This is a genomic window from Neorhizobium galegae, assembly GCF_021391675.1.
Lineage (GTDB): Bacteria > Pseudomonadota > Alphaproteobacteria > Rhizobiales > Rhizobiaceae > Neorhizobium > Neorhizobium galegae_B.
This window is the reverse complement of the sequence record NZ_CP090096.1, coordinates 375,605-390,236: the sequence shown is the minus strand read 5'-3', so window position 1 is coordinate 390,236 and position 14,632 is coordinate 375,605. Positions and strand designations below refer to the sequence as shown.

The window sequence follows — 14,632 nt, the reverse complement described above, 5'->3', positions numbered from 1 at the left end:
GTCGAGGTTCTGCCGTGACTGTCTACCTGCCGATCGCAGAGCTGTCGGTGAACATCTTCATCATTCTGGGCATGGGCGCGGCCGTCGGCTTTCTCTCCGGCATGTTCGGCGTCGGCGGCGGCTTCCTGATCACGCCGCTCTTGATCTTCTACAACATCCCGCCCGTCGTGGCGGTCGCGACCGGCGCCAACCAGGTCGTCGCCTCCTCGATTTCGGGTGCTATCACCCATTTCAGGCGCGGCACGCTCGACATGAAGCTCGGCTCGGTCCTGCTTGTCGGCGGCCTTGCGGGCGCGACGGCGGGGGTCTGGGTCTTCTCGTGGCTGAGGCGTATCGGACAGCTCGACCTGTTCATCTCTTTGCTCTACGTCGTGCTGCTGAGCTCGATCGGCGCGCTGATGCTGCAGGAAAGCGTCCGGGCGATGCGCCGGGCGAAGAACAACAATCCACTGCCGATCAAGCGCCCCGGCCAGCACAACTGGGTGCACAGGCTGCCGCTGAAGATGCGGTTCAAGAAATCGAAGATCTACCTTTCCGCCATTCCGATCGTCGGGCTTGGCTTCGGCATCGGCGTGCTGACCTCGATCATGGGCGTGGGCGGCGGCTTCATCATGGTGCCGGCGATGATCTATCTCTTACGCATCCCGACAAACGTGGTCGTCGGCACCTCGCTGTTCCAGATCATTTTCGTGACCGCCTACACGACGATGGTGCAGGCGGCGACCAACTATTCGGTCGACATCGTGCTGGCGACGATCCTGATGGTGGCGGGCGTGATCGGCGCGCAATACGGCGTTCGCGTCGGGCAGAAGCTGCGCGGCGAACAGCTGCGCGCGCTCCTGGCGCTGCTCGTGCTTGCCGTCGGCATTCGTCTGGCGGTCGGGCTGATCGTCACGCCGAACGACGTCTATTCGGTCGCGGTCGGGGGGATGTCCTACTGATGCGCCGTTTTCTCCGCACCGCCCTCCTGCTGCCGCTCCTGGCGCTCGCCTTCCCGGTCGAGGCGCAGGTGCCGTTCGGCCAGGCATCGGGCGTCAAGGAAGGGCTGGAGATCGGCACTTCGACCAGCGAAATCGCCATCACTTCGGATTTCCGCGGCGCCGACCTGACGATCTTCGGGGCGCTCACCAATGCCGACGAACTGTTCCTGGCGATCGGCCAATACGACGTGGTGGTGACGCTCGAAGGTCCGAAGGACTATGCGACGGTGCGCAAGAAGGAGCGCGTCTTCGGGATCTGGATGAATACCGAGGGGATGACCTTCGAACAGGTGCCGGAAAGCTACTCGCTCGCCAGCACCCGGATGATCGACAGCATCGACGAGGCGCCGAGCCTCAACAATATCGGGGTCGGCATCGACCACCTGGGGCTGAACCCGGTCGGCTACATCCCCGATTCCGGCATGATCGGCGAGTTCCGCGACGCCTATCGGCGCCTGAAGCTGTCGAACGGACTTTATCAGCGCGACACGAGCGGCGTGCGCTTCGTCTCGTCGAGCCTGTTCCGCGCCTCGCTGAAACTGCCGGCCAACATTCCGGACGGGATGCACATGGTGCGCGCCTACCTGTTCAAGAGCGGCCAGCTGATCAACCAGCGGGAAATGCCGCTGCGGGTCGTCAAGACCGGCATCGAACAGGCGATCACTGACGCAGCCCACGACCGGCCGCTCGCCTACGGTTTCCTCTGCGTGCTGATCGCCATCATCACCGGCTGGGGCGCCAGCATCGTCTTCCGCAAGGACTGATCATTCCGCGGCATCGGCCGCCGCCGCATTGCGGGCGACGACTTCGAGATAGGCGGCGCGCAGGCGCTCGAAGACGGAAGGCTTGCCCGGATCGCACGGCGCATGCAGATGCAGGACGCGCAGTTCGGCCATGAAATCCTCCCAGAGCGGCCGGCCGCCTTCCTCCAGCAGTTGCGCGCGGATCGAGAGCTCTTCGGACACCGGCATGAAACGGCGGCCCCAGGCGCCCATTTCCGCAAAGATCGGCACCAGGCGGATCGACATCTCCGTGAGGCTGTAGATCCCCTTCTGCTTGTGGCTCGGATCATCCTCGCGGGAAAGCAGGCCCCGCTCGACCAGCCGCTTCAGCCGGTCGGCAAGGATGTTGGAAGCGATGCCTTCCTCGGAATTCTGCAGCAATTCGCGGAAGTGGCGGCGATTGCCGAACATGATGTCGCGGATGACGATCAGGCTCCAGCGGTCTCCCAGAACCTCCAGCGTCAGATTGATCGGGCAACCAGACCGATATGCTTCGTTCATTTTTTTCTCCAATACCGCTTGCATTCTACAATCAGTTTGGTTAGCTTTCAACTGCTTGTTTTTTGCAACTGGTTTAAGCGCGATGGAGGATGACATGAGAAAGCTGGTGGCCTGGAACCTGATGAGCCTCGACGGTTATTTCGAGGGGGAGAAGCCGTGGGATCTCGCCTTCCACAGCTATGCCTGGGGGCCGGAACTGGAAAAGCTCTCCGAACAGTTCGGCGAGGAAGGCGACCTGCTGGTGTTCGGCCGCAAGACCTACGAGGGCATGGCAGCCTACTGGCCGACCGCCGAGGAAGGCAGCAAGGTCAAGAACTACATGAACAATATCGCCAAGATCGCCGTGTCGAAGACGATAAAGGACGCGCCCTGGAACAATACGCGGGTCGTCAGCGATCCCGTTGCCGAACTCACCAGGTTGAAAGGCGAGGACGGCAAGACGATCTTCATCTTCGGCAGCGCCGAACTGGTGGCCTCACTGATGAAAGAGGGCCTCGTCGACGAATATAGGCTGTGCATCGCACCGGTGCTTCTCGGTTCCGGCAATCCGCTCTTCAAGAAGGCGGAGCAGCAGACCGAGCTCAAGCTGCTGAGTTCGAACGCGGCGGCCAACGGCGCCGTGATCCTGACCTACGCGGTGGGCAAGGCAGCCTGACGCCGCAGGCGAAGGGTCGGCTGCGATGCACGGCCGGATCTTCACACCTGAGCCGCCTTCTCCCTTCTGGCTAATTGCGCCTCACGGAGCGCGATATATGGTCACCGTTCCCAGGGAGAAGGACGATGACCGATACGGACTGCGAAGCGCCTGCGGACAGGGAAAGCGACGGCGACGCCCGTTCGTCGCGACCCGGCGGGGAGCCTGTCGGCATGGCCTGCCGGGACGGTATCGCTCTCCACGGACACTTCTGGCGGGCGCGGTCTCCGGCCATCGGCAGCGTCGTCGTCAATCCGGCGACCGGAGTGCTTGCCCGTTATTACCATTATTACGCCGACTTCCTGGCCGGCGAAGGTTTCGACGTGCTGACCTACGACTATCGCGGCATCGGCCTTTCGCGCCCCGAAAGCCTGAAGGGGTGCGGCTATCGCTGGCGGGAATGGGGCGAGCAGGATTTCGACGCGGCGATGAGGTTCATGGACGCGGCCCGGCCGGGGCAACCGCTTTACGTCGTCGGCCACAGTATCGGCGGCTACCTGCCCGGGCTTTCGCCCTTGGCCAAAGGCATCGACCGGATGCTGACCATGGGGGCGCAATATGCCTACTGGCCGGACTATGCCAGCGGCCATCGCCTGCGGCTGTTTCTGAAATGGCATGTGGTGATGCCGGCGCTGACTGCCGCCTTCGGCTATTTCCCCGGAAAGCGTCTCGGATGGCTGGAGGACCTGCCGGCGGGCGTGGCAAACGAATGGAGCTTTCGCGGGGCACGGATGGAGTCGACCCATCCGGCAGCCGAACGGGGCGATGTGCTGCGGCGGTTCGAAGCGGTGACGGCGCCGATCCTGGCGGTGACGATGTCGGACGACGACATCGGTACGGTGGCCGCAATCCGGCGGACGCTCTGTTATTATCGCCATGCCCGGGTGACGCAGGTGCTGCTGAAGCCGGAGGATTACGGCCTGGCCGCCATCGGACATTTCAGCCTGTTCCACTCCCGGCACCGGGAAGGCTTCTGGCAGGATAGCCTTCGCTGGCTGCGGGACGGCATCAATCCCTGGTCCGGGCATGTGATTGCGTCGTCCTGAACGCCCGGGCCTGCGGCTTGCGCTGGATCAACGAATGATCCCGGGCACCTGCGATGATGTCACCAGATTAGAAGGAGGCACAGATGTTCAAACATGTTCTGATCCCGACCGACGGCTCTCCGCTTTCGACCAGCGCGCTGGAAAAAGCGCTCGACTTCGCACGCGAGATCGGCGCGGAAGCCACCGTTCTGGTGGTGATGGAACCGTTGCAGGTCCTGACGCTCAATCCGACCGGCATGGAAGTCGCCTATGCGGAATACGACCGCCAGAACAACCAGGCGGCCGACGGCATTCTGGCCGACGCCCAGGAAGCGGCGAAACAACGGCTGGTCGCCTGCGAAGCGGTGAAGCTTGGCAGCCTTGATCCGGCGAGCACCATCGTCGAGACCGCCGGCACCTATCATTGCGACGTCATCGCCATGGCCTCGCACGGCCGCTCCGGTTTCAAGGCCTTCATGCTCGGCAGCGTGACGATAAAGGTGCTGGCGTATTCGAAGACGCCGGTGCTGGTTTATCGGTGAGGTATTGCCTTCAGCCCGATCTTCGGCTCTCAGTCAGGCATGACGATAACTCTGACGCAGGTACGCGATATCGGCTGGTCGTTTTGGGACCCGATCGGGCTCAAGGATACAGACTGCCCTCGTGATGAATATGACAGCTACATCCGTGCAGCGGTGGATATGTTGCAAAACGGCCAATCTTCTGCGGACACTATTGATTTTCTCGTGACGGCGGAGACCGAATATATAGGCCTCAGCCCCCGTGAGGACACGCTGGAGAGAGCCACGCGAACAGTCGAGGCTCTGGTCGCTATCCTATGAGATTGCCGTAACGGACCGAATAGATGCGGTCCCGGCCGAGCAGGTGCGCGACGAGGGCCTCGCGGTCGAACAGTCCGTGCATGGCCCGATGGCGAAGGTCGAGGCCGCCGGCGAGCACTCCGAAGGCGGGCATGAGCAGGCGGATGCCGTCGCTTGCGAAACACGGGCGGCGGACGGATTTTTCACGGCGTCGGACGGTGGCCGAAGGATGCAGGTGGCCGGCGATCTCACCCTTGCCGGAAATCAGGCTCGGTTCGTGGCGGAAAACGAGGCCGCCATAAAGAAGTTCGTCGGTGCAGGTGCCGGGCAGGTCGACCGTGCCGTCCGGATCGTGATTGCCGTTGATCCAGATCCAGTCGCGGCCCCGCGCCATGGCGAGGATCAGCAGGCGCAATTCCGCCGACAGATGTTCGGAGCCCTTGCGGTCATGGAAATTGTCGCCGAGCGAGACGACCACCTTGGGATCGTAGCGGGTGATGACGGCCGACAGGATGTTGAGCGTGGCGATGGTATCGTAGGGCGGCAACATCATGCCGCGGCGGGCAAAGGCAGCACCCTTTTCCAGATGCAGGTCGGAGACGACGAGCATGCCGGTTTCGGGCAGATAAAGACCTCCGAGCGGATCGCAGACGGCGATGACGCCGTTCACGACGATCTCTTCCGCACCGGTTGCGGCAGGTCCCCTTGAAATCGTTCGCGCCAAAGCGAGACGGTGCATCAATTCAATGTCTTCCAGTCCAGCGTACCGCATCAGCCGAGAGCCTCCGCGATCAGTTCGTCGGCGGCTTCCTGCAGCACCGCGTCATGCGCCTCGCCCGGAACGCTCTCCTTGCCGATTTCGAGCATGATCGGAACGGCAAGCGGCGAAACGCGGTCGAGATCGCGGTGGGTGATGTGCCCCCTGATTCGCGCCAGCATATCGCCTAATCGGGCAAGATCCAAAAGACCGGATGCCGCATCCCGCCGCGTCGCCTCCAGGAGGATGTGGTCCGGCTCGTGGCTGCGCAGCACGTCGTAGATGAGATCGGTCGAGACGGTGACCTGCCTTCCGGTCTTTTCCTTGCCCGGATGGCGCCGCTCGATCAGGCCGGAAATCACGGCGCAATTGCGGAAGGTGCGTTTGAGCATGTAGCTTTCGTCGAGCCAGGCCTCGAGATCGTCGCCGAGCATGTCCTCGTCGAAGAGGTCGGAGGGGCTCAAGGCGCCGGCACGGATCATCGCGCCGATATCGTTGAGGCCCCAGATGGCCAGCGAATAATCGGTGGCGACGAAACCGAGCGGTCGGGCGCCGGCGCGTTCCAGCCGGCGGGTAAGCAGCATGCCGAGCGTCTGGTGGGCGAGCCGTCCCTCGAAACAATAGGCGATCATGAAGAACCGTTTTCCGCGCGGAAAGGTCTCGATCAGAAGTTCGTTCCGGGCAGGCAGCATGGAGCGTTCGCGCTGGATGTTCAGCCAGTCGCGCACCTGGTCCGGCAGGACGCCCCAGCGGTCGGAATCGGCAAGCATGCCCCGCACCTGGTCGGCGAGATAGGTGGAGAGCGGAAATTTGCCGCCGGCATAGGCGGGGATCTTCGGATCGAGCGAGAAGGCGTTGGAGACGAGGCATTCGTTCTCGCGGATGCCTTCGAAGCGCAGCACCTTGCCGGCGAACAGGAAGGTATCGCCCTGGACGAGCTGTTCGAGAAAATATTCCTCGACCTTGCCGAGCGACATGCCTCCACGCCCGACCGTGCCCTTTGCCAGCCCTTGGGCATTGCGCTTCACCAGCCGGACATTGAGCTCGGTCGCCTCGACGATCGTACCGAGGTTGAGGCGGTATTGCTGGGCGACGGCCGGGTTGGAGACCCGCCAGCGTCCGTCCTTCGTTTTCCGTATCTTCGCGTAACGCTCGTAGGCGCGCAGTGCATAACCGCCGGTCGCGACGAAATCGACGATGCGCTCGAACATTTCCCAGGAGAGGGTGGCATAGGGCGAAGCGGAGGTGATCTCGTCGTAGAGTTCGACCGGATCGAAGGGTTCGGCGCAGGCCATGCCGAGCACGTGCTGGGCGAGCACATCGAGCGCACCCTCGCCGACCGGCGGCGTATCCTGGGCGCCGAGGTAATTGGCGTCGAGCGCCGCCTGGCACTCCATCACCTCGAAACGGTTGGCGGGCACCAGGATCGCCTTCGACGGTTCGTCCATACGGTGGTTGGAACGGCCGATGCGCTGGGCAAGACGGGAGGCACCCTTCGGCGCGCCGACATGCACGACGAGATCGACATCGCCCCAGTCCATGCCGAGGTCGAGCGTCGAGGTGGCGACGACTGCGCGCAGCCGGTTGGCGGCCATGGCGGCCTCGACCTTGCGGCGCTGGCCCGAATCGAGCGAGCCGTGATGCAGGGCGATGGCTAAATTGTCCTCGTTGATCGTCCAGAGCGTCTGGAACAGCAACTCCGCCTGGAAGCGGGTGTTGACGAAGATCAGCGTCGTCTTGTGGCGCTTGATCTCCTCATAGACCTCCGGGATCGCATAGGTGGAGACATGGCCGGACCAGGGAATGCGGTCCTCGGTACGCATGATGGTGATATCGGGCGCGGCACCGCCGGTGACGTGCACGAGGCCGGCGGGCGGGGCCGGGTGTTCGCCCTGCGAGACCAGCCAGCGCTGCAGGTCCATGGGATCCGAGACGGTGGCGGACAGGCCGATGGTGCGCATCTGGGGCGCATGCTGGCGGATGCGCGCGAGGCCGAGCGACAGGAGGTGGCCGCGCTTGGAGGTGACCAGCGAATGCAGCTCGTCGAGGACCACGTATTTCAGGTCCTTGAAGAAGCGTTCGGCCTCCCTGTTGGCGAGCAGCAGCGCCACCTGTTCGGGGGTGGTCAGCAGAATGTCGGGCGGGTTCAGCTTCTGGCGCTGGCGTTTGGCCTGCGGCGTGTCGCCGGTGCGGTTCTCGATCGAGATCTCAAGGCCCATTTCGAAGACCGGCTTCATCAGGTTGCGCTCGATATCGACGGCGAGCGCCTTCAAGGGCGAGATGTAGAGCGTGTGGATACCGGTGAAGGCGGAGCCGGGCGGGATCTTGCCGCGCCGCGTGAGGTCGGTCAGCGACGGCAGGAAACCGGCGAGCGTCTTGCCGGCGCCGGTCGGGGCGATCAGCAGCATGTTTTCGCCCGATGTGGAGCGCGACAGCAATTCCAGCTGATGGGCACGCGGCTGCCAGCCCTTCTCCGCGAACCATTTCTGGAACGGCCGGGGCAGAAGCGCGGCATCACGGCCGGTAGACTGGGTTTCGACGATATCCACGCCCGGTAAGGTAAGAGAAAACGGTCGAAAAAGAAGGGGCTTGACGCCGCCGATAATCATAGATAAATTTTATCCGTGATTAGGAGATGAGCAATGAAACTCGGCGACGGCGTCGAACAGGCAATCCACAGCGTCAGCATGCTTTCCAGCCTTTCGGAAGGCGGCGTGCTGTCGGCGGCAGCGCTGGCGGACTTTCACGGCGTTTCGACCAGCTATCTCCTGAAGCATCTCCAAGCGCTGTCCGGTGCCGGCATCGTCGACACCGTGCCGGGACCGAAGGGCGGATATCGGCTGGCGAGGAAGCCGGCGGAAATCACGCTGCTCGATATCGTGCTCGCCGTCGAAGGACCGGCGCCAGCCTTCCGCTGCGCCGAAATCCGCCAGCGCGGGCCGAACCCGCTGCCGGGACGGTATTTCACCAAACCCTGCGGCATCAACGCCGCGATGCTGAAGGCCGAAAAGGCCTACCGCGCCGAACTCGCCAAGGTGACGATCGCCGACATCCTGGCGGACCTCAGCGCAACCGACGACGGCGGGATCGCCGCCCGCGGCTGCGCCTTTTTGGAAATCAACGAACGCAGAACCGCCCGGTAAGCGGGCCATAGGCACGCCGACGGCGGCCACAACCCAAGGAGAAGACCCATGCATCATCAGCGTCTCAACATGCTCAAGGCCGCCCCCGAAGCCGTCAAGGCCGTCACGGCACTCGAAAACTACGTGCAGGCTTCCGGGCTGGAGCGCCGCTTCATCCACCTCATCAAGCTGCGCGCTTCGCAGATCAACGGCTGCGCCTATTGCGTCGACATGCATGTGAAGGAATCACGGCATGACGGCCTTTCGGAACAGTGGATCAACATGATGTGCGTCTGGTGGGAATCGCCGGTCTATGACGACAAGGAACGCGCGCTGCTCGGCTGGGTCGATGCGGTCACCCGCATCGCCGACACCGGCATTCCGGACAGCGCCTTCGACGCTCTGAAGGCGCATTTCTCCGAAGAGGACATGGTCAAGATCACCGTCGCTCTCGGCGCCATCAACACCTGGAACCGGCTGGCCGTCGGCTTCCGCAACCAGCATCCGGTCGACAAGCCGGTCAACAAAGCCGCCTGAGTGGGGGCCGCCTGATCCATCCTGCCGCCTCGATCACCGCGCGACGATATACCGGTCGGAGCGGTGATTGATGGCCAGCACGAGATTGAGGACAACGGCGCCCAGCACCGACCACGCGACGGTGACGGGCGAAACCACCGCGAAAGCGCAGAGCATGACGCAGAGGTCGAAGGCGAGCTGGATGAGGCCCGCCTGGATGCCGAAGCGCTCCTGGACATAGATTGCGAGGATGCCCACCCCGCCGAGCGAGGCGCGGTGGCGGTAAAGCCCGAGCAGACCGTAACCGAGCACCAAGCCGCCGAGCAGGGCTGCCCAGAATGGATGCAGGTACTGGATCAGAAAAAAGTGGCTTTCCAGTTCGGTGATGACCGAGACCAGCGCGATGGCGATGAAGGTCTTCAGCGAGAAGGCAAGGCCCAGGCGCTTGAACGACAGGTAGTAGAACGGCAGGTTGACGATGAAGAACAGCAGGCCGAACGAAATGCCGAACGCATAATGCAGCAGGAAGGCGACGCCCGCCGTGCCACCGGTCAGAAGGCCGACCTCGTTTAAGAAATAGAAGCCGAGCGCCGACACCATGGCGCCGATGAACAGGCCTTGCCCATCTTCCAGCAGCGTGTGTTGTGCCGGATCGGCGCTGTAAAATCCGAGACCGCGCCTCTGCTGCTCAGCCAATTTGAACCCCTCAGGTTTTCGGTGATATTGCACTGCAATAAAACCGTCGGCAAGGGTCTTCAAGCGTTCATCGGCGGGCACGGAAAAAAGCAAGAAATGGCGGGTTCAGCCGCGCTTTCGCGACAGAAACAGAATGCCGTGGACGGGTTTTCCGGCATCCATGCGAATGACGGTGTTTTCAACACCGATGATCTCCAGGCCGAAGCGGGAAAGCAGCGCGCGGATAAAAGCCTCGGAATGGGCGTAACGCAGGGAATCCCGCAGCACGAAACCCTCCCCCTCGCCCGCATCCTCGACCGAGAACGCCAAGAGACCGGCCGGCGACAGCAGCTCAAGCACCAGCGGAAAGACGGTTTCGAGCGAGCCCAGATACATCAGCACGTCGGCCGCCGAGACCAGATCGGCGCGGTGGGACGAGAGGTCGCCGAACAGGCCGGAGTCGTCCGATGCGAGACTGAGGTCGGACTGGCCGAGATGGTCGTAAAGGCCCTTGGCCTGTGCCTTCGCCAGCATGTTGAGCGAAAGATCGAAACCTTCGAGACGCTCGGTCCTGCCACGGATTTCGGCACCGAACAGGCCGGTGCCGCAGCCGAGATCGACGGTACTGCGGAAAGGTCCGTGCGGCATGACCAGCGCCGCCAGCTTGCCGGGCACGGAATAGCCGAGCTTTTCGACGAGCGCCATATCGAACCGGTCTGCATAGTCGTCGAACAGGCCTTCGACATAACGGCTCGGCGGCCGGTCGGGCGTCTGCTCGGCGCCGATCAGCGCGAGTTTCAGGCGGGCGCCAAACACATCGTCCGGCCGCAGGGCCAAGGTCTGGCGGTAGGCGTCCGCGGCCGTGCTAAGACCGGCCTTGTCGCGATATTCGCCGAGCCGGAACCAGCCGGCGGCCCAGTCGGGCGTCAGTTCGAGCGCCTGTTCGATCAGCTCCGCCGCGGCCGCGAAATCTCCGCCCTCCGCCAGCATGCGGGCGTAATCGGCGCGGCGATCGGCGGTGGCATCGCCCGAGGAGAATTGGCTGGAAAACGGGCTGGGTGGCATGGATGATCCTCGAAGGTGGAGGTTCTTTGCCGAAGCCACAAAAAAACTCAAGTTCTATCTGAGGGGAAACGCTTGCGGTGGCAACGGCTGCCGATTATCTCTCATTTGCAATTCGGAGAACGACAAGGATGGCGGACGGGGTCAACAAGTTCCTGGGCGATACGCTAGGCCGCACGATCGTCAAGCTGATCGTGGTCTGCCTGGTGGTGGGTTTCGTGCTGGCATTCTTCGGCTTCACGCCGGACAATATCGTCGACACGATCCGCTACTGGTTCCTGGACCTCTGGTATAACGGCTTCCGGGCGCTCGGCCGGGTCGGCAATTATCTCGTGCTCGGCGCGATCATCGTCATTCCGATCTTCGTCATCCTGCGCCTGATGAGCTACCGCCGCTGACATGACTTCACTGATCAAACCTTCGCGGCGGGACCTTCTCGTCTTTTCCGGCATGGCGCTGGTGCTTGCCGGCTGCTCCACCACAGCCGTCCTGACGCCGACTGCCGGCGCCGAGGACGAGACCCAGGCCGCCCTTCCGATGGTCAACAAGCTGCGTCAAAGCCGCGGCCTGTCGGCGCTGACGCTCGACATGCCGGCGCGCAAGGCAGCGGCCCGCCAGGCGGTTCGCATGGCGAAAGCCAACGAAATGAAGCACCTGATCGGTTTCGGCGACAGTTTTGGCGCCCGGATGAAGAGCAGTGACGTGGTGCTGCCGGCAGCCGAAAACATCGCCAGCGGCCAGGATACGGTCGCAGCCGCGGTGCAGGCCTGGATCGATTCGCCCAAACACCTCGAAAACATGCTTGGCTCCTACCGCGGCCTCGGAGTTGCCATGGCGCGGACCTCCGTTGGCGCCCGGCCCTATTGGGCCATGGTCCTTTCCGGCTGACCCATGGAGAGCGCGGGGCGTAACCACGAGACCGGAGCTGCCAGGCCGTTCGACGTGACGCACCGGCTGGTGCTCGGCATCGCCATCCCGATGACGCTCGGCTTCCTGACGACGCCGCTGCTCGGCCTCACCGATACCGCGGTGGTCGGGCAACTCGGTCAGGCGGAAGCCCTGGCGGGCCTGGCGATCGGCGCCATCCTCTTCGACCTCATCTATGGCAGCCTCAGCTTTTTCCGCACCTCGACCACCGGGCTGGTGGCGCAGGCTTTCGGGCGCGGCGACCGACGCGAGCAGCAGGCGGTGTTCTGGCGGGCTTTTCTGAGCGCGCTCGGCCTTGGGGTGATCATGCTGGCGTTCTCGCCACTGATCCTTCGATACGCGCCGGACCTGATGACCAGCGATCCGGCCGTGGCCGACGTGACGCGGCACTATTTCGGCATCCGCGTGCTGACCAGCCCGGCAACCTTCGCCAATTTCGCCATTCTCGGTTTCGTGCTCGGGCGCGGCCAGGGCATGCTCGGGCTCACGCTGCAGATCATCCTCAACGGCACCAATATCGTGCTCGCCATCCTGTTCGGCCTGGTGTTCGGCTGGGGGGTGGCGGGCGTCGCCTGGGCGACCGCGGCGGCAGAAGTGACCGCCGTGGTGATCGGCCTCGTCATCGTCAGCCGGCAGTTCTCCGCCGCCGACAGGCCGACGCGGGCAGACCTTCTCGACGCCGCCAAGCTGCGCCAGCTTTTCCAGCTCAATGCCGACATCCTGATCCGCTCGCTGATATTGAACGGCGCCTTTGCGGTGCTGACCCGCGTCGGGTCGAGCTTCGGGGCGGTGACGCTGGCAGCGAATGCGGTGCTGATGAACATCTTCATGCTGTCGGCCTTCTTCCTCGACGGGCTCGCGGGCGCCGCCGAACAGCTTGCCGGCCGGGCGGTGGGCGCGAAGTACCGACCGTCCTTCGATCGGGCGCTGAAGCTGACCGGCCTCTGGTCCTTCGTGATGGCCGGCGTAGTCGGGCTGTTCTTCGTGGTCTTCGGCCAGCCGATCATCGAGCTTCTGACCACGTCGGAAGACGTGCGGCAGGAGGCTTATGTCTATCTCGGCTGGGCGGCCGTGACGGGCTTGTCCGGCGCGCTCGCCTTCCAGATGGACGGCATATTCATCGGCGCCACCTGGTCGCGCGAGATGCGCAACATGATGCTCGTCTCATTTGCGGGCTATTGCGTCAGCCTCGCCGCGCTCGTGCCGATGATGGGCAACCACGGGCTCTGGCTGTCGCTCAACCTGTTCCTGTTGATGCGCGGCTTCTTCCTGGCGGCGATGGTGCCGCGCAAGGCGCGTCAGAGTTTTATCCCGGCCCATTGATCGAGGCGGGTATCCCGCAGCTCGCGGATCGAGGAGACCTTATCCCGGTCGAGAAGGCCCGAGAGCCCCTTGACGATCGTCGCTGGCAGGCCGGGCCCTTCATAGACCATGCAGGAATAGAGCTGCACGAGGTCGGCACCGGCGCGGATCTTCTCGAGCGCATCGGCCGCGCTCGAAACACCGCCGACGCCGATGACGGCGAGGTCCGGGCCGACGCGCTTGCGCACCTTGGCAAGAACGGCGGTCGAGCGGTTGAAGAGCGGCGCCCCGGAAAGACCGCCCGCTTCCTTCGCCTGGGCCTGGTCCTTCAATCCATCTCGGGCGAGCGTCGTGTTGGAGACGATCAGCCCGTCGAGCGGATGGGCGGTCGCCTCGGCCGCGATATCGTCCAAGCCCTCCTCCGTCAGATCGGGTGCGATCTTCAGGAAGACCGGAACGGTCCGGCCATGGCGCAGCGCCTCTTCCGCTCGGGTGGCCAGCACGGCGTCAAGCAGCGCCTTCAGGCTGTCGCGCGCCTGCAGGTCCCGTAGGCCCGGCGTATTGGGCGAGGAGATGTTGACGGTGAAATAGGTGGCGAGCGCATAGAATTTTCGGATGCCCGCGACATAGTCGGCGATCCGGTCGGCCGCATCCTTGTTGGCGCCGATATTGACGCCGACGATGCCCGGAGCGCTGCGCCGCGCGGTCAGGCGCGTGAAAGCCGCCTCATGGCCCTCGTTGTTGAAGCCGAGCCGATTGATGACGCCACGGTCCTCCACCAGGCGGAAGATGCGCGGCTTGTCGTTACCGGTCTGAGCCTTCGGCGTCACGGTGCCTATCTCGGTAAAACCGAAGCCGAGCTTCAGCATCGCGTCCGGCACCTCGGCGTTCTTGTCATAACCGGCGGCCAGCCCGATCGGGTTCGGAAACCGAATGCCGGCGACCGTCTGGGCAAGCCGCGGATCGGCGGACAGGCGGCAGGCGGGCACGAGACCGGTCTTCAGCGCGGCGATTGACAGGCCATGGGCGATTTCCGGATCGAAAACGAAGAGGCTGCGCGAGGCAAGTCCGGCGAATGGGCCGATCATGGCATCTTCTCCGGAAAGGCATGCAGGCCATCGACGCCGATCAGCAGCGGCATTTCCCACAGGACCGAGGACACCGGAAGGGTGCCGTAAAGATGCGGGAAGAGATCGCCGCCGCGCGAGGTTTCGTATTTCAGCGCCTCGCCGAGGAGGGTCGCATCGACTGCAACCAGCATCAGGCCCGAGATGCCGGCGAAATGCAGCCTGGCGGTCTCCTTGGCCTGTGGGCCCGTCGAAAAATGGATATAGCCGTCCTTCAGGTCGATTTCGGCGCCTGCGAAGACGCCTTTCTGCTTTGCCTGCCGCCAAAGCGTTTCCGGCACGATCTTGTACACTATATCCGTCATCATCAACTCTCGGAGGTCTGCTAATCTCCGACCGTT

The 14,632-nt window shown here is 63.6% G+C and carries 18 protein-coding genes; 11 read left to right on the top strand and 7 right to left on the bottom strand.

The window, feature by feature from the left end; all coding sequences use genetic code 11:
- Positions 1-14 precede the first annotated feature (14 nt).
- A complete protein-coding gene (locus LZK81_RS24605; RefSeq protein ID WP_037086641.1) occupies positions 15-941 on the top strand; it encodes a sulfite exporter TauE/SafE family protein in 927 nt (308 codons plus the stop codon).
- Entirely contained in the window at positions 941-1,744 is an 804-nt protein-coding gene (locus LZK81_RS24600) for a TIGR02186 family protein (protein ID WP_052753628.1), read from the top strand. Before LZK81_RS24605 ends, LZK81_RS24600 begins: the two co-directional genes overlap by 1 nt.
- Here the strand turns inward: LZK81_RS24600 and LZK81_RS24595 are convergent, their stop codons facing one another.
- Positions 1,745-2,263: a winged helix-turn-helix transcriptional regulator gene (locus LZK81_RS24595; RefSeq protein WP_233957647.1), complete on the bottom strand. Its 519-nt coding sequence runs from the start codon at positions 2,261-2,263 to the stop codon at positions 1,745-1,747.
- A 94-nt stretch (positions 2,264-2,357) separates the two neighbouring features.
- Here LZK81_RS24595 and LZK81_RS24590 point away from each other — a divergent pair, with 94 nt between their 5' ends.
- From LZK81_RS24590 to LZK81_RS24575, 4 genes are all read left to right on the top strand, one after another.
- Positions 2,358-2,918 carry a dihydrofolate reductase family protein gene (locus LZK81_RS24590; RefSeq protein WP_233957646.1) on the top strand — a complete coding sequence of 187 codons (561 nt, stop codon included), beginning with the start codon at positions 2,358-2,360 and terminating at the stop codon, positions 2,916-2,918.
- A 212-nt stretch (positions 2,919-3,130) separates the two neighbouring features.
- Positions 3,131-4,003: an alpha/beta fold hydrolase gene (locus LZK81_RS24585; protein ID WP_233957814.1), complete on the top strand. Its 873-nt coding sequence runs from the start codon at positions 3,131-3,133 to the stop codon at positions 4,001-4,003.
- A gap of 83 nt (positions 4,004-4,086) precedes the next feature.
- The gene (locus LZK81_RS24580; RefSeq protein WP_046606590.1) at positions 4,087-4,524 is read left to right on the top strand and encodes a universal stress protein; all 438 of its coding nucleotides are present in this window, start codon (positions 4,087-4,089) and stop codon (positions 4,522-4,524) included.
- Positions 4,525-4,563: 39 nt separating this feature from the next.
- Positions 4,564-4,824: a hypothetical protein gene (locus LZK81_RS24575; protein WP_046606589.1), complete on the top strand. Its 261-nt coding sequence runs from the start codon at positions 4,564-4,566 to the stop codon at positions 4,822-4,824.
- Here LZK81_RS24575 and pdeM read toward each other — a convergent pair.
- Positions 4,814-5,545 carry a ligase-associated DNA damage response endonuclease PdeM gene (pdeM, locus tag LZK81_RS24570; protein ID WP_326491530.1) on the bottom strand — a complete coding sequence of 244 codons (732 nt, stop codon included), beginning with the start codon at positions 5,543-5,545 and terminating at the stop codon, positions 4,814-4,816. The two genes, LZK81_RS24575 and pdeM, sit on opposite strands and share 11 nt — an antisense overlap.
- A 29-nt stretch (positions 5,546-5,574) precedes the next feature.
- A complete protein-coding gene (locus LZK81_RS24565) occupies positions 5,575-8,169 on the bottom strand; it encodes a ligase-associated DNA damage response DEXH box helicase (RefSeq protein WP_418936524.1) in 2,595 nt (864 codons plus the stop codon).
- A 33-nt stretch (positions 8,170-8,202) separates the two neighbouring features.
- On the opposite strand from LZK81_RS24565, the gene LZK81_RS24560 reads away from it, so the two are divergent.
- Positions 8,203-8,703, top strand: coding sequence for an RrF2 family transcriptional regulator (locus tag LZK81_RS24560; protein WP_046612442.1), 501 nt, complete (start codon positions 8,203-8,205; stop codon positions 8,701-8,703).
- A 48-nt stretch (positions 8,704-8,751) separates the two neighbouring features.
- Entirely contained in the window at positions 8,752-9,219 is a 468-nt protein-coding gene (locus tag LZK81_RS24555) for a carboxymuconolactone decarboxylase family protein (protein ID WP_233957643.1), read from the top strand.
- A gap of 33 nt (positions 9,220-9,252) precedes the next feature.
- Here the strand turns inward: LZK81_RS24555 and LZK81_RS24550 are convergent, their stop codons facing one another.
- Positions 9,253-9,894: a YitT family protein gene (locus LZK81_RS24550; RefSeq protein ID WP_046612439.1), complete on the bottom strand. Its 642-nt coding sequence runs from the start codon at positions 9,892-9,894 to the stop codon at positions 9,253-9,255.
- 105 nt (positions 9,895-9,999) lie between these two features.
- Positions 10,000-10,938 carry a class I SAM-dependent DNA methyltransferase gene (locus tag LZK81_RS24545; RefSeq protein ID WP_233957642.1) on the bottom strand — a complete coding sequence of 313 codons (939 nt, stop codon included), beginning with the start codon at positions 10,936-10,938 and terminating at the stop codon, positions 10,000-10,002.
- Between the two features lie 128 nt (positions 10,939-11,066).
- On the opposite strand from LZK81_RS24545, the gene LZK81_RS24540 reads away from it, so the two are divergent.
- From LZK81_RS24540 to LZK81_RS24530, 3 genes are read left to right on the top strand one after another with little or no spacing between them, the layout of a single operon-like run.
- Positions 11,067-11,333 carry a DUF6460 domain-containing protein gene (locus tag LZK81_RS24540; RefSeq protein WP_046600513.1) on the top strand — a complete coding sequence of 89 codons (267 nt, stop codon included), beginning with the start codon at positions 11,067-11,069 and terminating at the stop codon, positions 11,331-11,333.
- Position 11,334: 1 nt separating this feature from the next.
- Positions 11,335-11,823, top strand: a complete 489-nt coding sequence (locus tag LZK81_RS24535) for a CAP domain-containing protein (protein ID WP_233957641.1) — start codon at positions 11,335-11,337, stop codon at positions 11,821-11,823.
- Between the two features lie 3 nt (positions 11,824-11,826).
- A complete protein-coding gene (locus LZK81_RS24530; RefSeq protein WP_233957640.1) occupies positions 11,827-13,185 on the top strand; it encodes an MATE family efflux transporter in 1,359 nt (452 codons plus the stop codon).
- Here LZK81_RS24530 and LZK81_RS24525 read toward each other — a convergent pair.
- Positions 13,161-14,252, bottom strand: coding sequence for a quinone-dependent dihydroorotate dehydrogenase (locus LZK81_RS24525; protein WP_233957639.1), 1,092 nt, complete (start codon positions 14,250-14,252; stop codon positions 13,161-13,163). The two genes, LZK81_RS24530 and LZK81_RS24525, sit on opposite strands and share 25 nt — an antisense overlap.
- Complete coding sequence (locus LZK81_RS24520; protein WP_233957638.1) at positions 14,249-14,599, bottom strand: DUF952 domain-containing protein; 351 nt, start codon at positions 14,597-14,599, stop codon at positions 14,249-14,251. Before LZK81_RS24520 ends, LZK81_RS24525 begins: the two co-directional genes overlap by 4 nt.
- Positions 14,600-14,632 lie beyond the last annotated feature (33 nt).

Coding starts and splice junctions, on each gene's coding strand:
- LZK81_RS24560 (WP_046612442.1), top strand. CDS start 8,203: ATGAAACTCGGCGACGGCGTCGAACAGGCAATCCACAGCGTCAGCATG.
- LZK81_RS24590 (WP_233957646.1), top strand. CDS start 2,358: ATGAGAAAGCTGGTGGCCTGGAACCTGATGAGCCTCGACGGTTATTTC.
- LZK81_RS24525 (WP_233957639.1), bottom strand. CDS start 14,252: ATGATCGGCCCATTCGCCGGACTTGCCTCGCGCAGCCTCTTCGTTTTC.
- LZK81_RS24600 (WP_052753628.1), top strand. CDS start 941: ATGCGCCGTTTTCTCCGCACCGCCCTCCTGCTGCCGCTCCTGGCGCTC.
- LZK81_RS24595 (WP_233957647.1), bottom strand. CDS start 2,263: ATGAACGAAGCATATCGGTCTGGTTGCCCGATCAATCTGACGCTGGAG.
- LZK81_RS24555 (WP_233957643.1), top strand. CDS start 8,752: ATGCATCATCAGCGTCTCAACATGCTCAAGGCCGCCCCCGAAGCCGTC.
- LZK81_RS24545 (WP_233957642.1), bottom strand. CDS start 10,938: ATGCCACCCAGCCCGTTTTCCAGCCAATTCTCCTCGGGCGATGCCACC.
- LZK81_RS24565 (WP_418936524.1), bottom strand. CDS start 8,169: ATGATTATCGGCGGCGTCAAGCCCCTTCTTTTTCGACCGTTTTCTCTT.
- LZK81_RS24585 (WP_233957814.1), top strand. CDS start 3,131: ATGGCCTGCCGGGACGGTATCGCTCTCCACGGACACTTCTGGCGGGCG.
- LZK81_RS24535 (WP_233957641.1), top strand. CDS start 11,335: ATGACTTCACTGATCAAACCTTCGCGGCGGGACCTTCTCGTCTTTTCC.
- LZK81_RS24540 (WP_046600513.1), top strand. CDS start 11,067: ATGGCGGACGGGGTCAACAAGTTCCTGGGCGATACGCTAGGCCGCACG.
- LZK81_RS24575 (WP_046606589.1), top strand. CDS start 4,564: ATGACGATAACTCTGACGCAGGTACGCGATATCGGCTGGTCGTTTTGG.
- LZK81_RS24580 (WP_046606590.1), top strand. CDS start 4,087: ATGTTCAAACATGTTCTGATCCCGACCGACGGCTCTCCGCTTTCGACC.
- LZK81_RS24520 (WP_233957638.1), bottom strand. CDS start 14,599: ATGATGACGGATATAGTGTACAAGATCGTGCCGGAAACGCTTTGGCGG.
- LZK81_RS24530 (WP_233957640.1), top strand. CDS start 11,827: ATGGAGAGCGCGGGGCGTAACCACGAGACCGGAGCTGCCAGGCCGTTC.